This is a genomic window from Streptomyces sp. NPDC028907 (assembly GCF_055564995.1).
In genome coordinates, this window is record NZ_JBVHVE010000001.1 from 606,221 (window position 1) to 629,746 (window position 23,526).

14 protein-coding genes and 1 pseudogene are annotated in these 23,526 nt (G+C 69.7%); 9 read left to right on the forward strand and 6 right to left on the reverse strand.

The features are described 5' to 3' along the window. The first annotated feature begins 44 nt into the window (after positions 1-44). Positions 45-1,598: a DUF1996 domain-containing protein gene (locus ACZ4UU_RS02780; protein ID WP_468036101.1), complete on the forward strand. Its 1,554-nt coding sequence runs from the start codon at positions 45-47 to the stop codon at positions 1,596-1,598. Positions 1,599-1,664: 66 nt separating this feature from the next. On the opposite strand, the gene ACZ4UU_RS02785 is transcribed toward ACZ4UU_RS02780, so the two are convergent. Beyond that, a complete protein-coding gene (locus tag ACZ4UU_RS02785) occupies positions 1,665-2,093 on the reverse strand; it encodes a hypothetical protein (RefSeq protein ID WP_468036102.1) in 429 nt (142 codons plus the stop codon). A gap of 99 nt (positions 2,094-2,192) precedes the next feature. Between ACZ4UU_RS02785 and ACZ4UU_RS02790 the strand changes: the two genes are divergently transcribed. From ACZ4UU_RS02790 to ACZ4UU_RS02810, 5 genes are all read left to right on the forward strand, one after another. Beyond that, on the forward strand, positions 2,193-2,705 hold the full coding sequence (locus ACZ4UU_RS02790; protein WP_468036103.1) for a tetratricopeptide repeat protein: 513 nt from the start codon (positions 2,193-2,195) through the stop codon (positions 2,703-2,705). A gap of 123 nt (positions 2,706-2,828) precedes the next feature. Then, a complete protein-coding gene (locus ACZ4UU_RS02795; RefSeq protein WP_468036104.1) occupies positions 2,829-4,754 on the forward strand; it encodes a hypothetical protein in 1,926 nt (641 codons plus the stop codon). An 81-nt stretch (positions 4,755-4,835) separates the two neighbouring features. Further along, on the forward strand, positions 4,836-5,714 hold the full coding sequence (locus ACZ4UU_RS02800) for a metal-dependent hydrolase (protein ID WP_468036105.1): 879 nt from the start codon (positions 4,836-4,838) through the stop codon (positions 5,712-5,714). Beyond that, positions 5,714-6,736, forward strand: coding sequence for a PDR/VanB family oxidoreductase (locus ACZ4UU_RS02805; RefSeq protein ID WP_468036106.1), 1,023 nt, complete (start codon positions 5,714-5,716; stop codon positions 6,734-6,736). Before ACZ4UU_RS02800 ends, ACZ4UU_RS02805 begins: the two co-directional genes overlap by 1 nt. A gap of 80 nt (positions 6,737-6,816) precedes the next feature. Continuing rightward, positions 6,817-7,506 carry a TetR/AcrR family transcriptional regulator gene (locus ACZ4UU_RS02810; RefSeq protein ID WP_468036107.1) on the forward strand — a complete coding sequence of 230 codons (690 nt, stop codon included), beginning with the start codon at positions 6,817-6,819 and terminating at the stop codon, positions 7,504-7,506. On the opposite strand, the gene ACZ4UU_RS02815 is transcribed toward ACZ4UU_RS02810, so the two are convergent. The 4 genes and pseudogenes from ACZ4UU_RS02815 to ACZ4UU_RS02830 form a co-directional block, all read right to left on the reverse strand. Beyond that, positions 7,503-7,859, reverse strand: a complete 357-nt coding sequence (locus tag ACZ4UU_RS02815; RefSeq protein WP_468036108.1) for a 5-carboxymethyl-2-hydroxymuconate Delta-isomerase — start codon at positions 7,857-7,859, stop codon at positions 7,503-7,505. The two genes, ACZ4UU_RS02810 and ACZ4UU_RS02815, sit on opposite strands and share 4 nt — an antisense overlap. Before the next feature lie 87 nt (positions 7,860-7,946). Continuing rightward, positions 7,947-13,367, reverse strand: coding sequence for a pullulanase-type alpha-1,6-glucosidase (pulA, locus tag ACZ4UU_RS02820; RefSeq protein WP_468036109.1), 5,421 nt, complete (start codon positions 13,365-13,367; stop codon positions 7,947-7,949). A 104-nt stretch (positions 13,368-13,471) separates the two neighbouring features. Next, a pseudogene (locus ACZ4UU_RS02825) lies at positions 13,472-14,446 on the reverse strand (glycoside hydrolase family 62 protein); the annotation flags it as partial. 80 nt (positions 14,447-14,526) lie between these two features. Then, the gene (locus ACZ4UU_RS02830; protein ID WP_468036110.1) at positions 14,527-15,927 is read right to left on the reverse strand and encodes a glycoside hydrolase family 30 protein; all 1,401 of its coding nucleotides are present in this window, start codon (positions 15,925-15,927) and stop codon (positions 14,527-14,529) included. Positions 15,928-16,055: 128 nt separating this feature from the next. On the opposite strand from ACZ4UU_RS02830, the gene ACZ4UU_RS02835 reads away from it, so the two are divergent. Beyond that, positions 16,056-16,379 (forward strand): hypothetical protein, encoded by a 324-nt coding sequence (locus ACZ4UU_RS02835; RefSeq protein WP_468036111.1) that lies wholly within the window; start codon positions 16,056-16,058, stop codon positions 16,377-16,379. A gap of 31 nt (positions 16,380-16,410) precedes the next feature. Here ACZ4UU_RS02835 and ACZ4UU_RS02840 read toward each other — a convergent pair whose 3' ends face one another. Beyond that, complete coding sequence (locus tag ACZ4UU_RS02840; protein WP_468036405.1) at positions 16,411-17,835, reverse strand: alpha-amylase; 1,425 nt, start codon at positions 17,833-17,835, stop codon at positions 16,411-16,413. Between the two features lie 380 nt (positions 17,836-18,215). Between ACZ4UU_RS02840 and ACZ4UU_RS02845 the strand changes: the two genes are divergently transcribed. Both ACZ4UU_RS02845 and ACZ4UU_RS02850 read left to right on the forward strand, forming a co-directional pair. Beyond that, a complete protein-coding gene (locus ACZ4UU_RS02845) occupies positions 18,216-22,610 on the forward strand; it encodes a P-loop domain-containing protein (protein ID WP_468036112.1) in 4,395 nt (1,464 codons plus the stop codon). Next, on the forward strand, positions 22,594-23,484 hold the full coding sequence (locus ACZ4UU_RS02850; protein ID WP_468036113.1) for a serine peptidase: 891 nt from the start codon (positions 22,594-22,596) through the stop codon (positions 23,482-23,484). Before ACZ4UU_RS02845 ends, ACZ4UU_RS02850 begins: the two co-directional genes overlap by 17 nt. Positions 23,485-23,526 lie beyond the last annotated feature (42 nt).

Genomic DNA, 23,526 nt, shown 5'->3' on the forward strand with positions numbered 1-23,526 from the left:
TCGGGCGCCTCGATGCCCCCGAAAAAGGAAGTCAGAGGAGTTCCATGGGACGCAACACAAGAAAACGCCGGATGCCGCTGGCCACCAAGGCCATAGCTGGGACGGCGGCCCTAGCGCTCGGTGGGGGCGGGCTTGTATGGGCCAACTTCTATGCTTCGGCACACGAGGACAACAACTCTGGGTGGAACCAGACGAAGTCCACGAACGCCCAGGTCGCGACGATCAACTGCCCGGATGTCGGCCAGCAGCTGACAGACGTCCCGGAAGGCGCGCGTCAAGGTGTCGCCAAGGAGCTGGCGCTGCTCGACAAACAGATCACGGACGCCTATGCGCGTCTCGCGGACACGCGGAGGGCTCAGGCGGGTGACCCCGGCTTCGTCAACAACGCCATCCTCGGCCCGCTGAAGTCCAAGCGCGTGGCCACGCTCGACCGGATCGGTATCAACATCAACCGGGCCGGTGGCCAGCGACCGCAGGGCCTCGACCAGCTCGCCCAGTGCCAGGGCGTCCCGGCCGAGCAGCCGGGGGTCAACGACGGCAACGGTGACGGCCAGAACAACGACGGCCAGGACCAGGACCAGAACAACGACGGTCAGGACCAGGGCCAGGACGGCGGTCAGGGCCAGGACAACGGTCTCGACCCGGTGCCGGAGGGCAACGGAGGCCAGGCCGGCAACGGCCCGGTGGCGCAGGACTTCGTCAACATCGAGGACGTCCAGCCCAACTCCCGCAACCTGCAGAACGGCCTGGCCGCGAACGGCGACTCCGGCTCGACGGGTACCTTCACCACCGAGTGCGGCACCAACGAGAACGGCAACGCCAACACGGACAACATCATTGTCGCTCCCGGTGTCGACAACGGCGCCCACCACCGCCACGACTACGTCGGCAACCAGGACAACGACGCCTTCACCAGCGATCAGGAGTTCCTGCAGGCCGACACCAGCTGCCAGAACCAGGCCGACAAGTCCACGTACTACTGGCCGGTGCTGCGTCTGCAGGACGGTACGCAGGAGGCGGACGCGAACGAGGCCGGTGGCGGTCTCGAAGGCAACGTGGGCAAGGTCCTGCGTGCCTCCCAGGCGGAGCTGAAGTTCGTCGGCAACAAGACGAGCGACGTCGTGGCGATGCCGACGGCCCTGCGCATCATCACCGGTGACGCCAAGGCGTTCACCAACGGTCTCGCGAACGCCAACACCTCCTGGAGCTGCACCGGCTTCGAGGACCGGCAGTTGACGGAGCAGTACCCGATCTGCCCCGAGGGCAGCTCCGTGGTGCGGACGTCCAACTTCCAGAGCTGCTGGGACGGTCAGAACACCGACAGCGCCAACCACCGTGACCACGTTGCCTTCGTCCAGGCGGACGGCAGCTGCCCGAACGGTTTCCAGGCGATCCCGCAGCTGCAGGCCAAGCTGGTCTACGACGTTCCCGCCCCGCAGATCCAGAACGGGCAGGTCGTGAACCCGTTCGCGGTGGACGGCTTCCCCGAGCAATTGCACAAGCCGATCACTGACCACAACGACTTCATCAACTTCATGTCCGAAGATCTGATGAACCAGGTCGTCCAGTGCATCAACTCGGGCCAGGACTGCAACTGACCCACACCAGAAAGCCGGCGGTGGGATTTCCCACCGCCGGCTTTCGCATGTCCGGATTCCGTGTGGTCAGCTTTTGTGCGAGGCGGAGTGGTCGTCCGAGTGACCGGAGTGGTCGGTCCCTATCTCGATGCCTCCCCCCAGCTCGCCCCGCAACGACGTGACTACGTCCTTATGGCCGACGGCCACCCACTTGCGACCGACGAGGTAGTACCCGCCGTAGTCCTTCGCCGAGTTGATCCACTCGCGCTGACCGCGATCTGTGGCGAACGTGACGAGGATGTACTTCTCCTTGCCGCTCTTGCAGATGGCCTGCCGGATCTCGTCGGCGTCGGTCTGCATGTTCGGCTCGCATTTCGCCTCGGCTGCCAGGTGCTCCAGACTGCCGGTGGCGGTCTCGGGCACCGCGGCCTGCTCGTCACCGCCGGATCCGCAACCTGCGAGCGCGAACACCGCCGCCGCACCAGCCGCCACCAGCATCGGTCGGGTCACCTTCATGTCTTCCTCCCTGAGGGCCTCCCGGTGGATACGGCTCCCGCACGCGGAGCGCTCAAAATACCGCTGCCGGTGTTCGCCCCACCGTGCGAAAGTGGCGCGATGAACCAGGACTGGGAAGATCGCGTGACCGCCGCGTGGTCGACGTTCGACACCTACGCGGAGCAGGACGCGGCCGACTTCCGCGCCGTCATCGACACCCTCGTCGCCGAACTGCCGGCCGACAGCCCGCTCGGGCCGTTCGAGCGGGCGTGCGCGTGGGACTCGACGGGCCACTCGGACAACGCGGTGCCGCTGTACCGGGAGGCCCTGGAGCTCGGGCTGAGCGGCTACAAGGCACGGCGGGCCAAGATCCAGCTGTCCAGTTCGCTGCGGAACATCGGACTGGCGGAGGAAGGCGTCAAGTTGCTGACGCCCGAGCTCGACGCGCCGTCGGACGAGCTGGACGACGCCGTGCGGGCGACGTTGGCGCTGTGTCTTTCGAGCCTCGGGCGGGATCGGGAGGGGTTGTCGTTGGTGCTGGAGGCGCTTGCGGGACACTTGCCGCGATACCAGAGGTCGATGGCGAATTATGCGCGGGCGCTGGTGGATACGCCGGTCGGCCAGCGCCCCTGAGGGGCGCGGGGCGGTATCGATATGCGGCTCCGCCGCGGGGCGCGACCAGCCACAACGAGCCGGCACACGGCAGCCGACCTCCGGCGACTGTGACCTACTGACCATTCGCTCGTTCTGCTGAACGTGCAGTCACAGGATGTCGCCCCGCGCCCCGCACCCGAATCCGCCGATCCGGTCGTCGATGTCGAGCGGGCCGAGGCCGCGCTCGTCGAGCACTATCCGCGTCTTGTCCGGCTCGCCTACCTGGTGCTGCCGCCGAGCCTCGGCCGCAACCGACGTGTGGTGACCGCGCACTCGCTCACCCAGCGTGCGCTGCCCCGGGGCCGGGCGGCGTCGGCGCCCGCGATCCCGGCCCAGTCGACGGGACGCGAGGGCGACCCCGGGTACGCCCTGCTGCGACTGCGGGTTCTCAGTACGGCGCTGGAGGCGGGTCTGCCGTTGCGCCGCCTTGCCTGGCCGAAGCGCTCCCAGTTGCCGCCCCTGCTGCCCCAGATCTGGGGCCTGCGCCTGTTCCCCCGGTCGGGCGGCGCCGACGAGCTCGCGCTGGACCAGCGGCTGTCGGCGCTGTCCGGCCCGGCGCGAGCGGCCTACGTGCTGCGCGGGCTGGAGCAGCTCCCGGACGGCGAGGTGCGCGACGTGCTGAAGGCGGCCGGTGTCGAGGACGTGGACGACGCGCTGGAGGAGGCCGACGCCGTCCCGGCGCAGTACGCGCTGCTCGACTCCCCCGAGTTCGACCCGTGCTCGCTCCAGGCCCGGCCCACCGACCTGATGCGGCGCAGACAGCACACGAAGGCGGCGCTGGCCGCCGGGGCCGCGCTCCTGGTGTGCGGGGCGCTGCTCGGTCTGCCCGGTGAGGGCTGGGGCCCCGACGGTCCGGCCGCGCCCTCGTACGCGCAGAACCCGGCTGCCGAGGCGGCCCTCGACCCGGCCCAGTTGTCGAAGGTCCCGACGCTGGCCTGGCAGTCCTCGGCCCGTACCGACTTCTCCGTGTGGCCCGCGCGCGGCGACCTCGCCGGTGACTCGGCCCTGCTGCGGCGCGCGCTCGCGGTGTGGGCGCGCCCCGGCGAAACGGTCACCGTCTCGGCGACGCCCGGCACCCCGTCCGGCGGCCCGTCCGGCGCGCCGCAACTGCTGTACGCGGGCGCCGTCGACAACGCGCGCGTGGTGATCCTCTACGACGGTCTGCGCATCGCCCGTTACGCCGAGCCGCTGGACGGCACGGCCGGTGCCGCCCTGGACTTCTCGCGGGTCGACAACGCGACCAGGGCGGAGGCGAGCGCGGTGGTGCTGAGCCGTGCCGACGGCAATGTCCGCTATCTGATGGCGCCCTGGGTGAAGAAGGCGGCCGAGCGGGATCTGCTGAAGCCGGACGCCGGGGCGATGGACCTCACGGTGACCGACGGGGTCACCTCGCCGATGGCGAGCCCCGCCGCCCAGCAGACCGGCGCGTGCTCGTCGTGGAACGCCCTCCAGGTGACCGACGGCACCGGCACCCGGCTGCTGACCGACCTCGCCGAACTGGTCCCGGCCCGTCTCACCACCGGCCGCCCCGGCGAGGCCAAGGACGTGTCCGGCACACAGGCGCTGCACACCTGGGCGCCGTACTCCTGCTGGCTGGGCGCGATGCGTTCGGCCGGTGTGCGCACGGTCAACGCCTGGGCGTACGCCCGGCAGCCGCTGCCCGACGGGACCGGCGCCGCGGACTGGGTGTGCTCGCGTGCCGAGACCTGGCGGGGCGGTGGCGAGCGGGTGCTGGCCCAGTTCCGGACGCCGGGCGCGACGCACGCGACGGTGGCGGCGAAGGCGCAGAACGTGCCGGCGTGCGGGGCGCGTGATCCGCATGTGCTGGCGGGGGTGCTGTGGAAGGCGCGGGCGGGCGGCTGGTACCTGCTGGCGGCGGGCACCGCGGACACGGAGTCGATCCGGGCCACGGGCGGGGTGCGTGGCAGCTCCGAGAGCAGTCTGCTGGCGGTGCGGGCGAAGCAGGGTGCGCAGGCGGAGCTGCAGGGCAGGTTGGAGAGCGGGCGCTCGATCGACGGGCTCAAGTGAGGCCCAGGCTTGCTGACGGGAAAGTAAATAAGGGGCCGCACAAGGGTTCACCCCGGTCCTACCCGTCAGTACATTGACGCCATGTCTAATACGCAGGACCGGATACCCCTCAAGGCCCGCAAGGTGTCCTTCTCCTGGGACGACACCCCGCTGCACTGGGTCCCCGGCGATCCCTTCACCACGCACACCATCAATGTGCTGCATCTGCTCCTGCCCGCCGGCGAGCGGTGGTTCGTGCATGTCTACAAGCAGGTGCTGCCGTACATCCGGGACGAGCGGCTGCGCGAGGACGTGATCGGGTTCATCGGGCAGGAGGCGATGCACTCGCAGGCCCATGACGAGGTGCTGCCGCATCTGCGGGAGCAGGGGCTCGACCCGACGCCGTACACCGCCCAGGTCGACTGGCTCTTCGAGAAGCTGCTCGGCGACCGCACTCTGCCGCCGGGCCGCGCGCGCCGCTGGTGGCTGATGGAGCGGGTGGCGATCATCGCGGCCATCGAGCACTACACCGCCTTCCTCGGCGACTGGGTGCTCAACGCGCAGGAGCTGGACCGGCGCGGCGCCGACCCGACCATGCTGGACCTGCTGCGCTGGCACGGCGCCGAGGAGGTCGAGCACCGGTCGGTGGCGTTCGACCTGTTCACGCATGTCGACGGCGACTACCGGCGGCGGGTGCGGACCTGGGCGACGGCGTTCGCCGCGCTGGTCTTCCTGTGGCAGCGCGGGGCGCGTTTCTTCATGGAGAACGACCCGACGCTCGTCGACGGCCGGGCCACCTTCAAGGACTTCTACGTCCGGGGCAGGCGGGGCACGCTTCCGGCGACCGGGGAGATGCTCAGGTCCATCCCCCGGTATCTGAGCCGCGCGTACCACCCCTCGCAGGAGGGCTCCACCGCGCAGGCCGTCGCCTATCTGGCCTCCTCCCCCGCCGCCCTGGCCGCCGAGAAGGGTGCCGCCTGATGCCGAAGCCGCGCACGGTCGCCGTCCTCGCCGGGACCGCCCTGCTCGTCCGGCGGGCGATGCGGCGCCGTATCCGGACCTCTCCGCTGTGGCCGATGCCCGCCCTGGAGGAGCCGGTCTCCGGGCGGCCCCGGTCGCGGGCGCTGCGGGTGCTGGTGGCCTCGCGGGAGGAGATCGCGGAGGGGGTCGTCCAGCTACGGCTGGAGGGGCGCGACCTGCCGGGCTGGGAGCCCGGCGCGCATCTCGATCTCGTGCTGCCGTCGGGGCTGGTCCGGCAGTACTCGCTGTGCGGGGACCCGGAGGACGGCTCGTCGTACACGGTGGCGACCAGGCTGGTCGCGGACGGGCGGGGCGGCTCGCGCGAGGTGCACGAGCAGGTGCGGGAGGGGATGGAGCTGGAGGTGCGGGGGCCACGGAACCGATTCCCACTGGCGGAGGCGCCGTCGTACGTGTTCGTCGCGGGCGGTATCGGGATCACGCCCGTGCTGCCGATGCTGCGGGCGCTGGGCGAGGGCGTGGAGTGGCGGCTGCTGTACTGCGGGCGGGACCGCGCCTCGATGCCGTTCCTGGAAGAGGTCGAAAAGCTGGGCGGGGGCCGGGTGAGCGTCGTGGAGGGGGTGCCCGACCTCGACGGGCTCCTCGCGGACGTGCCCGAGGGCGCCGCCGTGTACTGCTGCGGCCCGGAAGGGCTGATGGCCGCCGTCGAGGAGCGGTTCCCGCACGTCCAGCTGGAGCGGTTCACGCCGCGTGCCTCGACGGGCGGTTCGTTCGAGGTCGAACTGCGGCGCAGCGGGCGGACGTTGACGGTCCCGGCCGACTCGACCGTACTGGCCGCCGTACGGGCGGAGTTGCCCGACACCGCCTACTCCTGCGAGCAGGGCTTCTGCGGGACCTGCCAACAGCGGGTGCTGGAGGGCGAGGTGGAGCACCGGGACGAGCTGCTGACCGACGGGGAGCGGGCCGACTCGATGCTGATCTGTGTGTCGCGGGCACGGAGTGATCGCCTGGTGTTGGACATGTGAGCACAGGCATGAGGGGGTGTGTGAACGTCCTTGATCGGTCCGGCCCGTTCGGGGCCGGAATCGATCGGTAAGGTGTTCGCATGACTACCGGGGTACGCCGAAGAATGGGAGTCGAGGAGCGACGGCAGCAGTTGATCGGCGTCGCCCTCGAACTGTTCAGCCAGCGCTCGCCCGACGATGTCTCCATCGACGAGATAGCGTCGGCCGCGGGCATCTCACGCCCGCTGGTCTACCACTACTTCCCCGGCAAACTCAGCCTGTACGAAGCCGCGTTGAAGCGGGCCTCGGACGACCTGGCGAGCCGGTTCGTAGAGCCGCACGAGGGGCCGCTGGGGGCACGGCTGCTGCGGGTGATGCGGCGGTTCTTCGACTTCGTGGACGAGCACGGGCCCGGTTTCTCGGCACTGATGCGGGGCGGCCCGGCCGTCGGCTCCACGGCGACGAACGCGCTCATCGACTCCGTACGGCAGGCCGCGTATGTCCAAATCCTTTCGCATCTGAACGTGGAGAACCCGCCCGCCCGCCTGGAGCTGGTCGTCCGCTCCTGGATCTCGCTCGCCGAGTCCACGGCCCTGATCTGGCTCGACGGCCGGCGCATCCCGCGCGCCGAGCTGGAGGTGCAGCTCGTGCACGACTTCGCCGCGCTGGCCGCCGTCAGCGCCGCCTGCGACGAGGAGATGGGCGCGCTGTTGCGCCGCATGCTCAAGGACGAGCCGGCCGACGGCCCGTTCAGCGTGCTGGTCGGCCGGCTGATCTCGCTGGCGTCCTAGCGTTCGAACTTGCGGTACGACGGGTCGAGGTCGCGTACCTCGGCGGAGGCGTGCAGCACGATGCCGTTGTCCTCGATGTGCTTGCGCAGCAGGTCCAGGACCTTCTCGGTCAGTTTGGCCTTGGTCTCGTCCGTTCGGCCGGCGAGCAGGCCGAGGGTGACGTGGACGACCGCGTGGCCCTGCTCCTCGGGGTCCTCGTAGCCGAAGGCCGTGTACTGGCTGGGCCGGAACTGTGTCTTGCACGCCTCCGGCTTGGCCGCCGCGATCTCGACGGTCGCGGTGTGCAGGTCCCGGGCGAAGCCCTCCCGGTCCAGGGAGATCGTGTTCGAGTAGTCGACGGTGATCTGCGGCATGAGCACTCCTGTTCTACGTCAGCAGCGCTCACCCTAACCGGACACACGAGCGGGGCGGCCCGGTGACCGGACCGCCCCACCCGTGTGTCAGTGAGCCCTGGTGAAGACGGCGACCGTGCGTCCCGGGACGGCGAACGTGCCCGTCGCCTCGTCGTACGACGAGGTCCTGACGACAGGGTCCGCACCCGAGGCCTGCACCGGGTGCAGCTGGTAGCCCTCGTCGGCCAGTGAGGCGATCTTCTGCTCCTGCCGCTCGGGCGTCGCGTTGAAGACGACGACCAGGTCACCGAGGCGCATGGTGATCACGCCGGGCGTCTCGTCCTTCCCGGACAGCGGGAAGGAGAGCTTCGACTGCACCTGACCGGCCGTGTCGAGGGAGAAGGCGCTCTCCGTCGTACGGATCCGCAGCAGGTCCTGGTACGCCGCCGAGCTGCCCTCGATCTGCTCGCAGCCGACCTTGACGGTGCCCAGCAGAGGCTTGGCGTACGGCCACTTGGACGCGTTGTCGGCCGCCGGCGGCAGCCCCCGTCCGAAGCCGTTGCCGTCGGCGCAGTTCCAGTGGATGGCGTTGAACCAGTCGCCGCTGTCGTAGGAGTTGCGGTCCAGGGACTTGGAGCGCAGCAGGTCGGTGCCCGCCTGGGACAGGGCCGGGCCCTGCGACAGGGTGGCCGTGGCCATGGCGAGGACCTGCATCCGGGCGCGGTCGCCGGCGCTCACCGTCGTGGGCAGCTTGAAGGCGAGGGCGTCGAACAGCGACTCGTTGTCGTGCGCGTCCGCGTAGGCGAGGGCGTCGCCGGGGGCGGCCGCGTAGCCGGCGGGTGCGCCGTTGTAGTCGACCTCTGAGCCCTTGACCTCCTTGCCGTCGGTGTCGGTGAAGCGGTAGTCGGCGAGGTTGCCGGAGAGGCCGACCTTGATCAGGTCCTGGTAGTGCAGCAGGCGGGCCTTCTGCTCCGCCGAAGTGCCGTTGTTCTTCGAGGAGTTGGGTTCGGTGTACAGACCGGACGCGAAGCCCTGGACACCCGGGTCCTCGTCGAAGGGGCCGCCGCCGCGTACGGCGTCGCGCGCGCGGTCGGAGAAGGTGGCGATGCCGGTGCCGGCCATGTTCTTCTGCGTGGCCTGGACGAACCGGGCGTCGTCGGCGATCTCGCCGAAGTTCCAGCCTTCGCCGTACAGGATGATCTTCTTGCCGTCGACGCCGTCCTTGGCAAGGGTCAGCTCGTCCAGGGCCTTCCTGACCGCGAGGATGTTGGCCTTCGGATGGTGGCCCATGAGGTCGAAGCGGAAGCCGTCGACCTTGTACTCCTTGGCCCAGGTGACGATCGAGTCGACGACCAGCTTGCCCATCATGGCGTTCTCGGTGGCCGTGTTGGAGCAGCAGGTGCTGTTGGCGACCGAGCCGTCGGCCAGGAGCCGCTGGTAGTAGCCGGGGACGATCCGGTCGAGGACGGAGGTGTCCGCCTGACCGCTGGCCGCCGTGTGGTTGTAGACGACGTCCATGACGACCCTGAGGCCGTCCTCGTTCAGCGCCTTGACCATCTCGCGGAACTCGACCGTGCGCCGTGTCCCGTCCGGGTCACTGGCGTACGAGCCCTCGGGGACCGTGTAGTGGTACGGGTCGTAGCCCCAGTTGAAGGCGTCCTTCGCGGCGATCTTCGCCACGCACTCCTGCTGCTTGTCGGAGTCGGCCGGGAAGGAGGCCAGGTCGCAGTCGGTGGTCGCCTGCTCCGACTTCTTCTCGGGGATGGTGGCGATGTCGAAGGCGGGCAGGAGATGGACGTACGACGTGCCCGCCTCGGCCAGCCGCCTCAGGTGCTTGGAGCCGTCGCTGAGCTTGTCGGTGAAGGCGCGGTAGGTGCCCCGGTCCCCCGCCGGCACCGTCTTGTCCGCCACCGAGAAGTCCCGGATGTGCAGCTCCTGGATCTGGGCGTCCTTCAGCGGTACGGCCCTGGGCTTGGTGTACGTGGACCAGCCGCTCGGCGCCAGGGACCGGTCGCCGAGGTCGACGACCAGGCTGCGCTCGGAGTTCGCGGTGAGGGCGACGGCGTAGGGGTCGGTGACCTTGTTGGTGACGACCTTGCGGACGCTGGGCGCCCAGACCTTCACCACGTACCGGTACGGCTTGTTCTTCCAGGACCGCGGACCGGTGACGGACCAGACGCCGGTGGTGTCGTTCCGCTTCATGGCGACGGTGGAGTCGCCGATCTCCAGCCTGACCGACTGGGCCGTGGGCGCCCAGACGGCGAGCGTCGGACGGCCCTTGGCGAAGGCCGGACCGAAGTCGGCCTTCGTCGCCGCGGAGGAGTAGAGGTCGTCGAGCACGCCCGCGATCTGTACACCGGTCGCGGCCAGGACGGCACCGCTGGCGGCCCGCTGGGAGGCGACGAGCTGACCGCGGAGGGCCTCGCGGACCCGGTCGCGGTCGCGCGGGTCGACGGACCAGGCGGCGTAGTTCTTCAGGTGCGGGAACCTGGCCTTCTGGGCGTCGGTGAGCGCCGTCTTGGACAGCCGGAGCCAGCGCTCGTCGTCGCTGGTCAGGGCGCCGTCCTTGACCTCGATCGAGCCGTCGCGGGAGTACAGCAGCTGGGTGGAGGCGGCCGTCTCGGCGCCGTTCCAGACGAGCGTGTCCCGGTCGATCCAGATCGCCTTGGAGGTGGTCAGGTCGAGCGCGGCGGCGGAGCCCGCGGGCTGCGGGAGCAGGTACTTCTCCTGGCCGCTCAACAGCCACACCTCATGGCCGTTCGCCGTGAGGTCGAGCGACTGGTCGGTGGGCAGGTCCTTCTCGTCGCCCTTGTGGAGGATGTAGCTGAGGCTGGTGGCACCGTCGGTGAGCGGTACCTCGAAGACTGCGCCATAGGAATCAGTCTTGACCGGCTTGAGCGGGTTCGACCAGTCGGTGGGGTTCGCGGCACCCGTCCAGACGTGCAGGCCCCAGCCGTCGTAGTCGCCGTCGGCGCGCTGGTAGTGCAGGACGGCCTTGGTCTTGTCCGGGGCCGGGTAGTCGGCCGCCGGCTTCTCGGTGCGGACGGTCTCCTTGCCCTGCTCGATCCAGATCTCGCCGGTCTTGGTGACGTCGATCGTGCGGTCGGCGGAGACGTCCTTGTCGCCGTCCTTGTCGATGACGAGGAAGCCGACGCTGGAGGCGCCCGGCTTCAGCTTGACGTAGGCGAAGGCTCCGTAGGAGTCACGGCCGACGAAGGGGTGGCTGTCGGGCCAGTCGGTGGACTCGCCGTCGGCGAGGTCGCCCCAGGCGTACAGGCCCCAGTTCGCGTAGTCGCCGTCGGTGCGCTTGTAGTGGACGACCGCGTAGTCGCGGGAGGAGGCGGAGGGGGTCTCGGGGGCGGGCGGGGTACCGGTGGTGCTCGCCGCTGTCGCGCTCGCCGTGCGGCCCGCGGAGTCGATCACGACCGCCTTGTAGCGCAGGGCCGTTCCGGCCGGCACGTCCTTCCCGATGGCCTGCGTGACCTTGTACGGGGCGTGGTCGGCGGACCCCAGGGTCCGCCACCTGCCGCCGCCGACCTGCGCGGCGAAGACGACGCGGTTGAGCTGCCCGCCGTCCACGTCGGCGCCGATCTCGACGGTGCCGGTGGCACCGGCGGCCGGGGCCTTGAGCGTGATCGTCGGCTCGGTGGCCGGCTTGGCGGGCCTGCCGGTCGCCTTGAGGACGATCGCCGAGCCGGCCGGGACGGTGACCGTGAGCTTCTTGTCGGCGTCGCTCTTCGGGGAGACGTCGGTGCCGTAGAGGCCCTTGTACGTCATGCCCGCCGAACCGGTCGCGAAGGTCGCCGGCTTCGCCTCGCCCGCGTTGTTGAAGGCGACTACGTACTCGGTGCCGGTCCGGGCGTCGGTACGGGAGAAGGCGTAGACGCCGGGGCCGTCGGCGGCGTAGCGCTCGGTCTGGATGCCGTCGGCGAGGGCGGGGTTGGCCTTGCGTAGCTTCGAGAGGGCGCTGATCTGCCGGTAGAGCGGGGCGCTGGTGTCGTAGGCGTCGCTCGCGTGGGTGCGGTCGGTGCCGAGCTGGTCGTCGTCGAGGTAGTCGGCGGTCTTCGAGGCGAAGAGGGTCTGGCGGGCGTCCTTGTCGCCGCCGGCGCCGGTGAAGCCCTGCTCGTCGCCGTAGTAGACGACCGGGTTGCCGCGGCTGAGGAACATCAGCTCGTTGGCGAGCCTGTCCTTGGCGAGCAGTTCGGCGTCGGTGGCCTTCGGGTCGTCCTGGTTCAGGAAGTAGCCGATGCGGCCCATGTCGTGGTTGCCGAGGAAGGTGACCTGCTCGTAGGCGTTGGCCTTGTCGGTCGTGTACTTGTAGTCGTCACCGAAGACCGAGGCCAGCTTCCGCGCGCTGCCGCCCTGGGAGGCGTACTGCCGTGCCGCCTCCTGGAAGGGGAAGTCGAGCGTGGCGTCGAGGCGGCCCTGGGTGACGTACGGGGCGGTGACGTTCGTGTCGGCGGAGTAGACCTCGCCGAACATGAAGAAGTCGTCGCGGCCCTTCTTGGCCGCGTAGGAGTCGAGGGCCGTGGCCCACTGGGTCCAGAACTCCGGATTGACGTGCTTCACGGTGTCGATCCGGAAGCCGTCGATGTCGAAGTCCCTGACCCAGCGCTGGTAGATCTTCTCCATGCCGCTGACGACCTCGGGCCGCTCGGTCCACAGGTCGTCGAGGCCGCCGAAGTCGCCGTGCGTGGAGCTCTCACCGGCGAAGGTGGAGTCGCCGCGGTTGTGGTACATCGTCGGGTCGTTGAGCCACGACGGGACCTTGACGTTCTTCTTCGCGGCCGGGACGGTCGGGGTGCGCGGGAAGGAGTCGGCGTCGACGGCCGGGAACCTGGACCTCCCGTCCGTGTAGTCGGCGTCGTCGAAGGGCCTGCCGTCCTTGGTGAGGTAGGGGAAGGCGCCCTTGGAGAGGTAGCCGTACGACTTCTCCTCATAGTCGACGACGTCGGCCGTGTGGTTGGTGATGACGTCGAAGAAGACCTTCATGCCCTTGGCGTGGGCCTTGGAGATGAGGGTCTCCAAGTCCTTGTTGGTGCCGAAGTGCGGGTCGACCTGGGTGAAGTCGGTGATCCAGTAGCCGTGGTAGCCGGCCGAGGCGTCGCTCCCCGTCCCCTGCACGGGCTGGTTCTTGAAGATGGGGGCCATCCAGATGGCGGTGGTGCCGAGGCCCTTGATGTAGTCGAGCTTCTTGGTCAGACCCTTGAGGTCACCGCCCTGATAGAAGCCCTTGTCGGTGGGGTCGTAGCCGGTGGCGAGGCGCGAGCCGGTCAGGCCGCCCTTGTCGTTGGCCGTGTCGCCGTTGGCGAAACGGTCCGGCAGGACGAAGTAGAACTGCTCGCGGGTCGCGTCGTGCCTGGCGGGCTCGGCGGCCAGCTTGGCGTCGGACGGCGGCGGAGGCGGGGTGTCCGCCCGCGCCGCCAGAGGCTGGACGAGTGCTGCGGCCAGCGCGGTCACGGTGACCGCGGCGACCCGCCCGGCATGGGCTGTTCGGCGCCTCGACGGCGTCGGCCATCTCGGTATCACAGATGGACTCCTTGCGATTGCGGCTCTCTTGGGTCCGACCCCGCGTGACCGTATCGCCGTCGAAAGGTTTACAGCAAGACTTCTGAAACCACAGGAAAGAACTTTCAGCAGGAGGAGTTCGTCTGCGTCAGCAGGCCGAGGCGCCAGGGCAGGGTGTTGTAGGGGCCGCTCGCCGAGGGGTCCATGCCCTGGTAGAGGAACTGGAGTCGGCACGGGTTGATGGTGAGGGACTGGTCGTTGAAGTGGCGGACCATCTCTCCGTGACTGATGTCCTGGCTCCAGGGAGTGCCGCTGAACGCGACGTTGTTCGACCGCGCGAAGGGATTGGACTCGGTCTCGGCCAGCGGGGTCCAGGTGCCGGCGATGCTGTTCGACGTCCAGGAGCGGAAGTAGCGCCTGCCGTTGCCGCCGATCGCCTCGTTGAGCAGCAGGTAGCTGCCCGAGTCCTTGAGTCTGTAGACGTTGGCCGCCTCCCACAGGCGGTACTTGTTGGCGTCCCGCAGCGCGATGACGGTGTTGGTGAAGCCGTTCGGGAAGTTGGCCACCGAGGTCTCCGAGCGGTACAGGTGCCCGTTGTCGTCGGAGGAGAACAGGTAGCACTTGGAGCTGTCGCAGATGTTCCAGAAGTCGACCCAGTAGCCGCTGCCGATGTTGTCCTTGATGATCTGCGGCATGCCGTTCGCGTAGATCTTCTTCGGCGCGGTCCACGAGGCGGGGTTGGCGATGTCCGTCGTGGTCGAGTACGCCGCGTTGTCCCCGGTCTGGTAGACGAGGTACCACAGCTTCTGCGGGGCGAACCAGAACACCTGCGGCGCCGCCTTGTACCCGGCGCCGATCGCGGTGCGGTCCAGGTAGTGGTGCTGCGCGGCACCGGCCTCCTGCCAGCTGGCGAAGTTCAGGTACACCATGCTGTACGTGCCGTTGGTGGTCGTGGTGCTGGCGAAGACGTGCCACCGGCCGTTGTGGTACACGACCGACGGGTCCTTGATCGCGCTGAGCTGGTGGGCCGCGTCGGACTTCGGGGAGATCAGCACGCCGCTGGAGTTCCACCGGAAGCTGTTCGGCAGCGCGGCGGCCGACGGCGATGCCATGGCGCCGAGCAGCAGGGCGAGGGCGGCGGCCAGGACCCCGAGCATTCTGGTCACACGCATGGCGACTCCTATCGCTTGACGGAGTAGGTGACGAGGGAACGGGCCGGGACGGTGGCGGTCAGCAAGCCTCCGCTCACCGCGACGGCGGCCTGCCGGGCCATGCTGCTGGAGCCGTTGGTGACGTACGGCGTCGCGGTCCCGGTCGTGATGCCGGTGTTCTGCAGGCTGTACGACACCTGCTGGGCGGCGGTGCCCGCGTTGAGCGCCACGATGGTGAGCGTGCCGTCGGTGTTGCGGAAGGCCGACAGCCGGAGGTTGGTGTCGGGAGTGGTGGCGGCGATGCGGGTGGCGCCGGGGCGGACGAAGCGGCTGTAGTTGGCCAGCGCCCACAGCCGCTTGGACACCCGGTAGTTCGCCCCGTCCATCTGGATCAGGCCGCGGGTGGCGCCGACCGAGGCGCCGTACCAGTACACATAGCCGCTGGTGTTGCCCTTGGTGAGGGCGTCATGGACCGCGGAGGCGACGGTGAAGCCGTCGTAGCCGCTGCCGTCGTCCCAGTTCTCGTTCCAGGTGGTGCCGTCGGGCGACCACTCCGACATCCAGGTGCGCCTCTGGGTGGGCAGCGGCCCGTCGACCCGGCTGGCGTAGGTGTGTCCGGTGTGGGTGGCGACGAGGTTCCGGGCGGTCGCGTCCGCCTCGATGGCGCTGCTGTAGGCCTTCTGCTGGTTCCAGCCGAAGGAGTCGCAGCAGGCCACCTTGTACCCGGCCGCGTTCGCGACCGGCCCGAAGACCTTGGTGAACTCCACGGCCTGGGCGGGAGTGAGCCGCATGGAGTCGTACGTCGCGGTCCAGTCGGGCTCGTTGGTGAAGCCGAGGTCGGTGATCCCGATGCCCTCCTGGCCGTAGAACCTCGCGTACTGGACGAGGAAGTTCGCGTACGCCCGCCGCCAGTCGCCGCTCGCGCAGGTGGCCCCGGAGAGTCCGCACAGCGTGCCACCGTTGGCATCCGTGCCGTTGGTCTTCATATAGCCGGGCGCGGTCCAGGCGTCGGCGTAGAAGCGGTTCACCCCGTACGCCCTGGCCTGCTGGGCGAGCCACACCTGGCCCTTGTCCTGGCGGTCCCAGACGTACTTGGGGGTGGCGTTCGGGCCGCCGGGGTCGGTGGGCTGGATGCCCGAGTCGATGCCGAGGCGCAGGATGCTGAGGCCGGCGCCGGTGGTGCGGTTGAGCAGCAGGTCGAGGATCTCGCGCTGTTTCTGAGCCGGTAAGCCCTGCGAGCCGCGCATGATGTCGGCCCGTCCGAAGTGCTCGGAGAAGCCGAAGCCGTCGATGGGCTGGTGGGTGGTGGAGCCGTTGACGGTGGCCGTCGTGGCTGCGTAGGCGTTGGGTGTGCCCGCCGCGGTGAAGCCGGCCGCTGTCAGCAGCACCGACAGCGACGTCAGCGTCCATTTCCTGAGTCTGCGTGTCATGATCCGCCAATCGTGGGAGCGCTCCCATTCACAGGGCGGAACGTAGGACGATGTTCTGAACACGTCAACCCCACCCGTGCCACGGATAACCGGTCGCCACCCGCGACCACCCTGGCTACCGTCCTCGCATGGAGCAGGAACCACCGCTCGTTCGCGACGTCTTCCCGGAGCTCGTCGACGAACTGGCCACCCTCTTGGAGGAGGAGGGGGAACACTGGCTGGCCGTCTGCGTGCGGGATGTCCGCCTCGTCGGCGAGTGCGGCTGCCGCGACGACTTCTGCCAGAGCATCCGGACGACGGACCGACCGCCGGGACAGCCGTACGGTCCGGGCCATCGCTGTGTGCCGCTGCTGCCCTCCTCGGGCGATCTGATCCTCGACGTCGTGCACGGCCGGATCATGTACATCGAGATACTCGGACGGCCACCCCTGCGCCGGCGTGGTCAGCCGTGACCGGGGTGGCCGCCTCGGCGGTACGGTGGACTCAGCAGCTCGACTTGCCGGAGTAGATCGCGAGGGCGGTGTTGGAGCCCAGGGTGGCCGTGAACTGGCCGCTGGAGTTGACCGTCACCGTCGTGTTGTTCTGCACGTCGCAGTACGTGCCCGCCGCCAGTGACGTCTGGTAGGTGCGGGTCAGGCTGCCCGACTCGTGGTTGATGGCCACATAGCCCTTGCCGCCCCGCCCGAAGGCGATGGCGTCGCCGCCGTTGTCCCACCAGTTGGTGACGGCCTCACCGCGGGTGGCGTTGCGGAAGGCGACCATGCGGATGATCTCCGGCCAGGCGTGCTGGCACTTCCAGCCGTCCTGCCAGCAGGCGGTGACGGAGCCGTTGCCGGGCGGCCCCGCATCCGTGCTGGACCACTCGTAGCCGGAGTTGATGTCCGGGGCGCCGTACGGGTAGGCCAGCATGAAGACGTTGGCCAGGGTGTAGTTGGCGCCGTCCTTGTAGTTGAGGGTCGAGCCGTTGCGCTCGGTGTCGTGGTTGTCGACGAAGACACCGGCGACGCCGCTGCTCAGGTAGCCCCAGCCCTCGCCGTAGTTCTTCAGATAGGCGAGGTTCTCGCTGTTGAAGACCCGTTTCAGGTCATACGCGTACCGGAACTCCTGCACATCCCCGTTGCCCGTGTACTCGGTGGGCTGGACGGCCTCTCCGCTGCCGTAGATGACCTCCTGCTTCCAGTAGACCGACGGGTTGCTCAGACGCGACTTGATGTTGGCGAGGTCGGCGGCGGGCATGTGCTTGGCCGCGTCTATGCGGAAGCCGTCCACGCCGTAGCCGAGCAGGGTGTTCATATAGCCGGCGATGGTGGCGCGGACGTACTCCTCGCCGGTGTCCAGGTCGGCGAGGCCGACCAGTTCGCAGTTCTGGACGTTGGCGCGGTTGGTGTAGTCGCTGATCGTGGCCGTGCAGTCGTTCATGTCGGCCGCGGAGTACAGGCCGGGGTAGTCGTACTTCGTGTACGACGAGCCGCCGGTGCCGGTGCCACTGCCCGCGGACATGTGGTTGATGACGGTGTCGACGACGACCTTCACACCCGCGTTGTGGCAGGTGTTCACCATGTTCCGGAAGGCGGTGGCGTCACCGAGACGGCCGGCGATCTTGTAGCTGACGGGCTGGTACGAGGTCCACCACTGCGAGCCCTGGATGTGCTCCTGGGGCGGGGAGACCTGGACGTAGCCGTAACCGGCCGGCCCGAGGGTGTTGGTGCACTCCTTGGCGACCGAGGCGAAGTTCCACTCGAACATCACCGCGGTGACGTCCTTGGTGCCGGGCGGGGAGGCGGAGGCGGTGGTGCCGGGAAGGACGAGGGTGGCGGCCGCGGCCGCTGCGAGCGCGGTGACGGCGGCCGCGGCGGCGGTGCGGCGGTGCTTCCTGTGGCGCTTCGGGGGCGCCGAGTGTGTCGGTATCACAGGCTGAACTCCTTGCGAGTGCGGCTCAGTTGGGTCCCCCCTGCGCCGCGGCGCGGCGTCATTGCCGGGCGTCGGCGCGACCGTACCGCCACGAAAGGTTTACAGCAAGAGAGTTGAAAGTCATAGCAAACACTTTCAACCGCAACCTTGACGTGGCTGTCTCGACTGCCGCACTCTCAAGCGGTCGTCGAATCCCGTCCCCGTCCTTCCGCTTTCTTGCCGGATGTGGCCACTGGGACGGCCGGACATGTCTAGCGTCGGTCTTGGCCCGGTGGTCGGGGCATGTGCCGGACGGGGAAGGATCAGTGCGGGAGTCGACAGCGGCTGGACAGCCGACGGGGAATGCGGGCGGAGCGCGACGGCATGCCGTGGTCTCCTTGGGAATCGCGTTGACGCGTGACGAGGACGGTGACCCTCCACGCGCGGGACTGGACGTGCTGGCGGAAGCCCCCGTTCACGCCGACAGGGTTGCCGAGATCCTGTCGGAGTTCCAGTACGAGCCGTTCCCAGGCACCGGGTCCCTCGATGCGGACGGGTACGGGAGGCTGGTCGAGGAGGCCGTGGTGGCCCAGCACGTCGACGTGCTGATCGTGCACGTCGTCGGGCACGGCGAACTGGCCGAGGGCAGCAGCGAGAAGCTCTATGTCCTGGGCAGTGACGGAGAGCGCCTGAGCCGGCCAGTGGGCGCGTGGATCGACCTGATCGAGGACCACCCGCAGCGGCACCGGCCGACCACACTCTTCGTCCTCGACGTCTGCTACGCGGGCGAGGCCGCGGTGACCGCCTGGCATTCGCGCATGGATGTCGCCCGGCGCCGGGCCTGGGTGCTGGCCGCTTCCGGGCCCGGCCAGCGGGCGTTCGGCTACCGCCTGAGCCAGGCCCTGGTACAGGTCCTGGAGAAGTACCGCACCCTGAAGGTGCGCTTCGATCCGTCCGTGCGGTACATCCCGCCGCACACGGTCTGGAGGGACATCGAGGACACGGTCAACGAGCTGGCCGCGCAGACCGGCGGCCTGCCGCAGACGATTCTGACCAGCCTCGTACCCGGGCACGCGGATCTGTCCCACCTGCCGTTCTTCCCCAACCCCTCCTTCGATCACGATCGTGGATCCCCCGCCGTGGCCCCGGACCTGCCGCCGGAGATAGCCCGGCTGGCGGACTGGGCCGTGGACCCGCTGCACTTCATGGGACGCGCCGGCGGCGCGGAGCCGGTGCACCGCGACTGGGCCGAGGGCTACTTCAGCGGGCGAACCGCTCAGCTGGACGTCCTCACCGGCTGGCTCGACGACGAGAAGGCCGCGCCGGGGCTGCGCGTGCTGACGGGCAAGCCCGGCGCGGGGAAGTCCGCGCTGCTCGGCGTGCTGATCTGCGCCGCGCACCCGGACCTGCGCCGGCACACCAGGTCCCTGTGGGCGGGCCTGGGCAACCGAGCCCCAGGGGCGAACGACCGGATCATCGTGGTCCACGCACGCCGCCTGGGCCTGGACGACGTCGTCGACTCCCTGGCCCGCCAGTTGCGGCACATCCGCGGAGAAGCCGACGATTTCGACGGGGGTGGCGCGAGTGAGGCGGCTGCGCGTAGCCCTGCGAACCGCCTGCTGCGGATGCTGCCCCTGGACGGGCGGCCGGTCACCGTGGTCATCGACGCCCTCGACGAAGCCCTGCGGCCCCAGGACATCACCACCGCGTTGCTGCTCCCGCTCGCCCGCCAGGCACGCGGGCCGGGCAGCCGACTGCGGCTGCTGGTGGGCACCCGTGACGACGAGCGGTTCCACGGCCTGCTGGCCCTGGCACGGGACGCCGGTGACTGCATGGACCTGAGTGCCGCCCCGCCCCAGGCCGTGCGCGGGGACGTGGCCGACTACGTCAGGCGGCTCCTCGCGGCCGAGGGCCCCTATGCCGCCGGTGCTCTGCGGCCGGTTCGGGACACCCTGGCGAAGGCGATCGCCGACACGCTCACCGGGTACGGCAACGGACAAACCAAGGACACCGGTGCCTTGCAGTGGGGCGAGTTCCTGACCGCCGGGCTCTACACCCACTACCTCCTCACCGGCCCCCTGCCCGGCGGCGTCGAGGAAGCTGCCGCGCTGGGGCGGGCCGTGCCCCGCAGCTTGCCCGCTCTTCTGGAACTCGACCTGCGACGCCACCTGGACGACCGGCCCCTCCTGCGGCCCGTGCTGACCGCCCTCTCCTTCGCCCAGGGCCGGGGCATGCCGGAAAGCGTCCTGGCGCAGGTCGCCCCGGCCTTCATCACACCTACCGAAGGCGCCGCGCGTACCGACGACGCCACCCCGTTGTCCCTGCCGGACCTGTACCGGCTCCTGGACGGGGAAGCCCGCTTCTACCTGCGCCGCGACGTCGACGACGACGGCACCACCCTCTACCGGCTCTTCCACGAAGGGCTCGCCGACTGGCTGCGCGACCCGGTTGGACGGCCACTCGATCAGGGCGCCTCCACAACGCCGGGCCGCCCGCTCGGACCGGCAGAGCGGCTGTACGAGCGGCTGCTGGACTCCGTACCCCGTGACGCCTCGGGCCGCGGACAGTGGCATCGGGCCGTCCCGTACCTGCTACGGCACACCGCCCAGCACGCGATCAGCGCCGGGTGTCTGGACGAACTCCTCGACGACGGCGGCTTCCTCCTGCACGCCGACCCCAACGCCCTCGCGGATGCCCTCAGGCACGCCCGTTCCCAGCGGGCCAGGCTCAACGCCGCGGTCTACCGGGCGTCCTGGGCCAGGCACCACGACCTGTCCCCCGAGGAGCGCCGGCAGCTTCTCGCCCTGGACGCGACACGTTTCCGAAACGCCTCGCTGCGGGCACAGCTGCATGGGGACAGGGACTGGCAGGTGCGGTGGGCGACAGGCAGCCAGATCTCCACCGCACTGGTCCGCGCTCTCACGGACACCCTGTGTTCGGTGACCGCGGCAGGAGTGGTGGAGCTGGACGGCCGACCCCACGCCGTCACCGGCAACAACGAGGGCACGGTCCGGCTGTGGGACCTGACCACCGGCGCCGAGACCCGCGAACTGGCCGGAGCGCACAACGGCGAGGTGTCCGCGCTACGGGTGGTGGAGCTGAACGGTCGGCCCCACGCCATCACGGGCGGGGAAGACGGTTCGGTGCTCGTGTGGGACCTCTCCACCGGAACCAGGGTCCGTGAACTGGCGCGTGGCTTCAGCATGGTGACCGCGATAGCGACGATGGAGATAGACGGCCGGCCCCACGCCGTCATCGGCGACCTCAGCGGTGAAATGGTCGTGTGGGATCTGATCACTGCTGCCAGGACCCATTGGCTGTACGTCCACGAGGACGACATCGACTACGACGAGGACGACAGCGACGAGGGCGCCTACCTCTCGACGGTCACCGCGGTGGAGCTGCACGGGCGTCCGCACGCCATCACCGGTGGCAAAGGTCCGGCCCGCGTATGGGATCTGACCACCGGCACGCAGGTCGCCGAACTGGCCGGGGGGCACGACGACGAGGTGTCCGCGACAGCGGTGGTGGAGTTGGCGGGCCGACCCCACGCCGTCACCGGCGGCAACGGGCGGGTGCTCGTGTGGGACCTCATCACCGGCACCGCAATCCGTGAACTGGTCGGCCACACACGCTGGGTGTCGGCGATGGAGGTGACGGAGCTGGAGGGTCGGCCGCACGCGATCACCAGCGCCTACGACGGTTCGGTCCTTGTGTGGGACCTCACCACTGGCGTCCAGGTCCGTGAACTCGCCGGTCATACGGGCGCGGTGAGCGGCGTGGGGGTGGTCGAGCTGTACGGCCGGCCACACGCCGTCACGGGCGGCCAGGACGGGTCGGTGCTCGTCTGGGACCTGACGGTCAGTGCCGAGCGTCCTGAAGTGGCCGGTCACACGGATCAGGTGAGCGCGGTGGAGACAATGGAACTGGACGGCCGCGCCCACGCCGTCACGAGCGCCTTCGACCGACGAGTGCTGATCTGGGACGTGGCCACTGGCGTCCTGATCCGTGAACTGACCGGCCACACCACGCCGGTGCATGGCCTGCGGGTGGTAGAGCTGGAGGGCCGGCCGCACGCCATCATCGGCAGCTACGGGTCGGTGCGGGTATGGGACCTCACCACAGGCGCCCGCAGCCGAGAGCTGGCCGGCCTCCGTTCGCTGAATGCGGTGGCGGTGGCCGAGCTGGACGGTCGCCCGCACGCCGTCACCAACGGCGACTCCGGATCGGCGCTCGTGTGGGACTTGACCACCGCGACCCGGGTCCGAGAATTGACGGGCCCCGGTCATGACGCGGTGATGGCGGTGGCGGTGGCGGAGTTGGACGGACGCCCCGTCGCCATCACAGGCGGCAGTCACGGACGGGTACGGGTGTGGGACCTGACCAACGGTGAGCAGCCGAGCGAGCTGCTCGGCCACATCCCGAACGGGCGGGTGGAGGCGGTACGGGTGGTGGAGTTGAACAACCGTCCCCACGTCGTCACGGCGGACGGCCTCGCGGTGCGGGTGTGGGATCTGACCACCGGCGCCCTGGTCCAGGAACATTTCGCCGGCCTCTTGTCCGCGTTGGAGGTGGTGCGGCTGGACGGCCGCCCCTACGCCGTCACCGGCGGCTACTCGGTGCAGGTGTGGGACCTGAGCTCGGGCACCTGCCTGACCAGGTATCCCTGTCCCTCGCCCGTGAAGGCCCTCACCGTCACCCCGGACGCCACCGTGGTCGCCGGATTCGGAAACGAGGTCGCCGCTCTCAGCTTCGCACCTCTGAAAGGCAGACTCAGTGACCGCCCCCGGTAGTCCACCGCTGCGGATCGTCACCGTGCACGGCGTCGGCAACAGCTTCGGTGCCGGTGTCACCGGCACCCGCAGGGAAGAGCTCCGCGCGTTGAAGGCGGCCGCCTGGGCCCGACCGTTGGCCGCGGGCCTCGACGTTCCCGCGGACCGGTTCGATCTGGACTTCGCCTATTACGCGGATCGGCTCCTCACCGCCCCGGCGGCCCAGGGAGAGCCGAACGGCGACTTCCTGGGCGACCCGCTCGCCCAGGAGATGCTCGCGGCCTGGGCGCGGCAGTTGGGTGTCCCTGACGAGGTGTCGCAGGGGCATGCCACAGTGCCGCTGCGGGCGCTGTCGTCGTGGGTGGCGCGCAGGTTCGATCTGGCGGAGGGGCCGCTGCGAGTCTTCCTGCGCATGCTGTTCCCGGAGGTCGCCATGTACTTGCGGGCGGAAGACGCCCCGGAGCGCGCAGCGGCCCGGGAGGCGGTCGCCGAGCGGATCGGCAGGCACCGGCCACGCGTCGTCATCGCCCATTCCCTGGGCTCGGTCGTCGCCTACGAGGCCCTGCACGCCCACCCGGACCTCCAGCCGGAACTGTTCCTCACCCTGGGCTCACCGCTGGCGTTGCCCCGCGCGGTCTTCGAACGCCTGGTCCCCGCACCACGTCCGTGCGACCCCACGCCGCAGGGAGCACGTCTGCCCGGTCGGACGCGATGGGTCAACATCGCCGACCCCGGAGACCCGGTGGCCGTCCCGAACCGACTCGGTCGGCACTTCGAGGGGATCGCGCTGGACCACACCGCCGTGATCAGCAGCCTCTTCCGCTTCCACCACGCCACCAACTACCTGCGGTCCGCGGCCACCGCCGCCACCATCGCCCCGTACCTCGGCATCTGACACCGGGGACGGCGAGCGTGTGCCTCCGGCCCGCCGTCCGAA

Excerpts from the sequence above, each read along its gene's own strand:
- ACZ4UU_RS02780 (WP_468036101.1), top strand. The coding sequence starts at position 45 with ATGGGACGCAACACAAGAAAACGCCGGATGCCGCTGGCCACCAAGGCC.
- ACZ4UU_RS02785 (WP_468036102.1), bottom strand. The coding sequence starts at position 2,093 with ATGAAGGTGACCCGACCGATGCTGGTGGCGGCTGGTGCGGCGGCGGTG.
- ACZ4UU_RS02790 (WP_468036103.1), top strand. The coding sequence starts at position 2,193 with ATGAACCAGGACTGGGAAGATCGCGTGACCGCCGCGTGGTCGACGTTC.
- ACZ4UU_RS02800 (WP_468036105.1), top strand. The coding sequence starts at position 4,836 with ATGTCTAATACGCAGGACCGGATACCCCTCAAGGCCCGCAAGGTGTCC.
- ACZ4UU_RS02805 (WP_468036106.1), top strand. The coding sequence starts at position 5,714 with ATGCCGAAGCCGCGCACGGTCGCCGTCCTCGCCGGGACCGCCCTGCTC.
- ACZ4UU_RS02810 (WP_468036107.1), top strand. The coding sequence starts at position 6,817 with ATGACTACCGGGGTACGCCGAAGAATGGGAGTCGAGGAGCGACGGCAG.
- ACZ4UU_RS02815 (WP_468036108.1), bottom strand. The coding sequence starts at position 7,859 with ATGCCGCAGATCACCGTCGACTACTCGAACACGATCTCCCTGGACCGG.
- ACZ4UU_RS02830 (WP_468036110.1), bottom strand. The coding sequence starts at position 15,927 with ATGACACGCAGACTCAGGAAATGGACGCTGACGTCGCTGTCGGTGCTG.
- ACZ4UU_RS02835 (WP_468036111.1), top strand. The coding sequence starts at position 16,056 with ATGGAGCAGGAACCACCGCTCGTTCGCGACGTCTTCCCGGAGCTCGTC.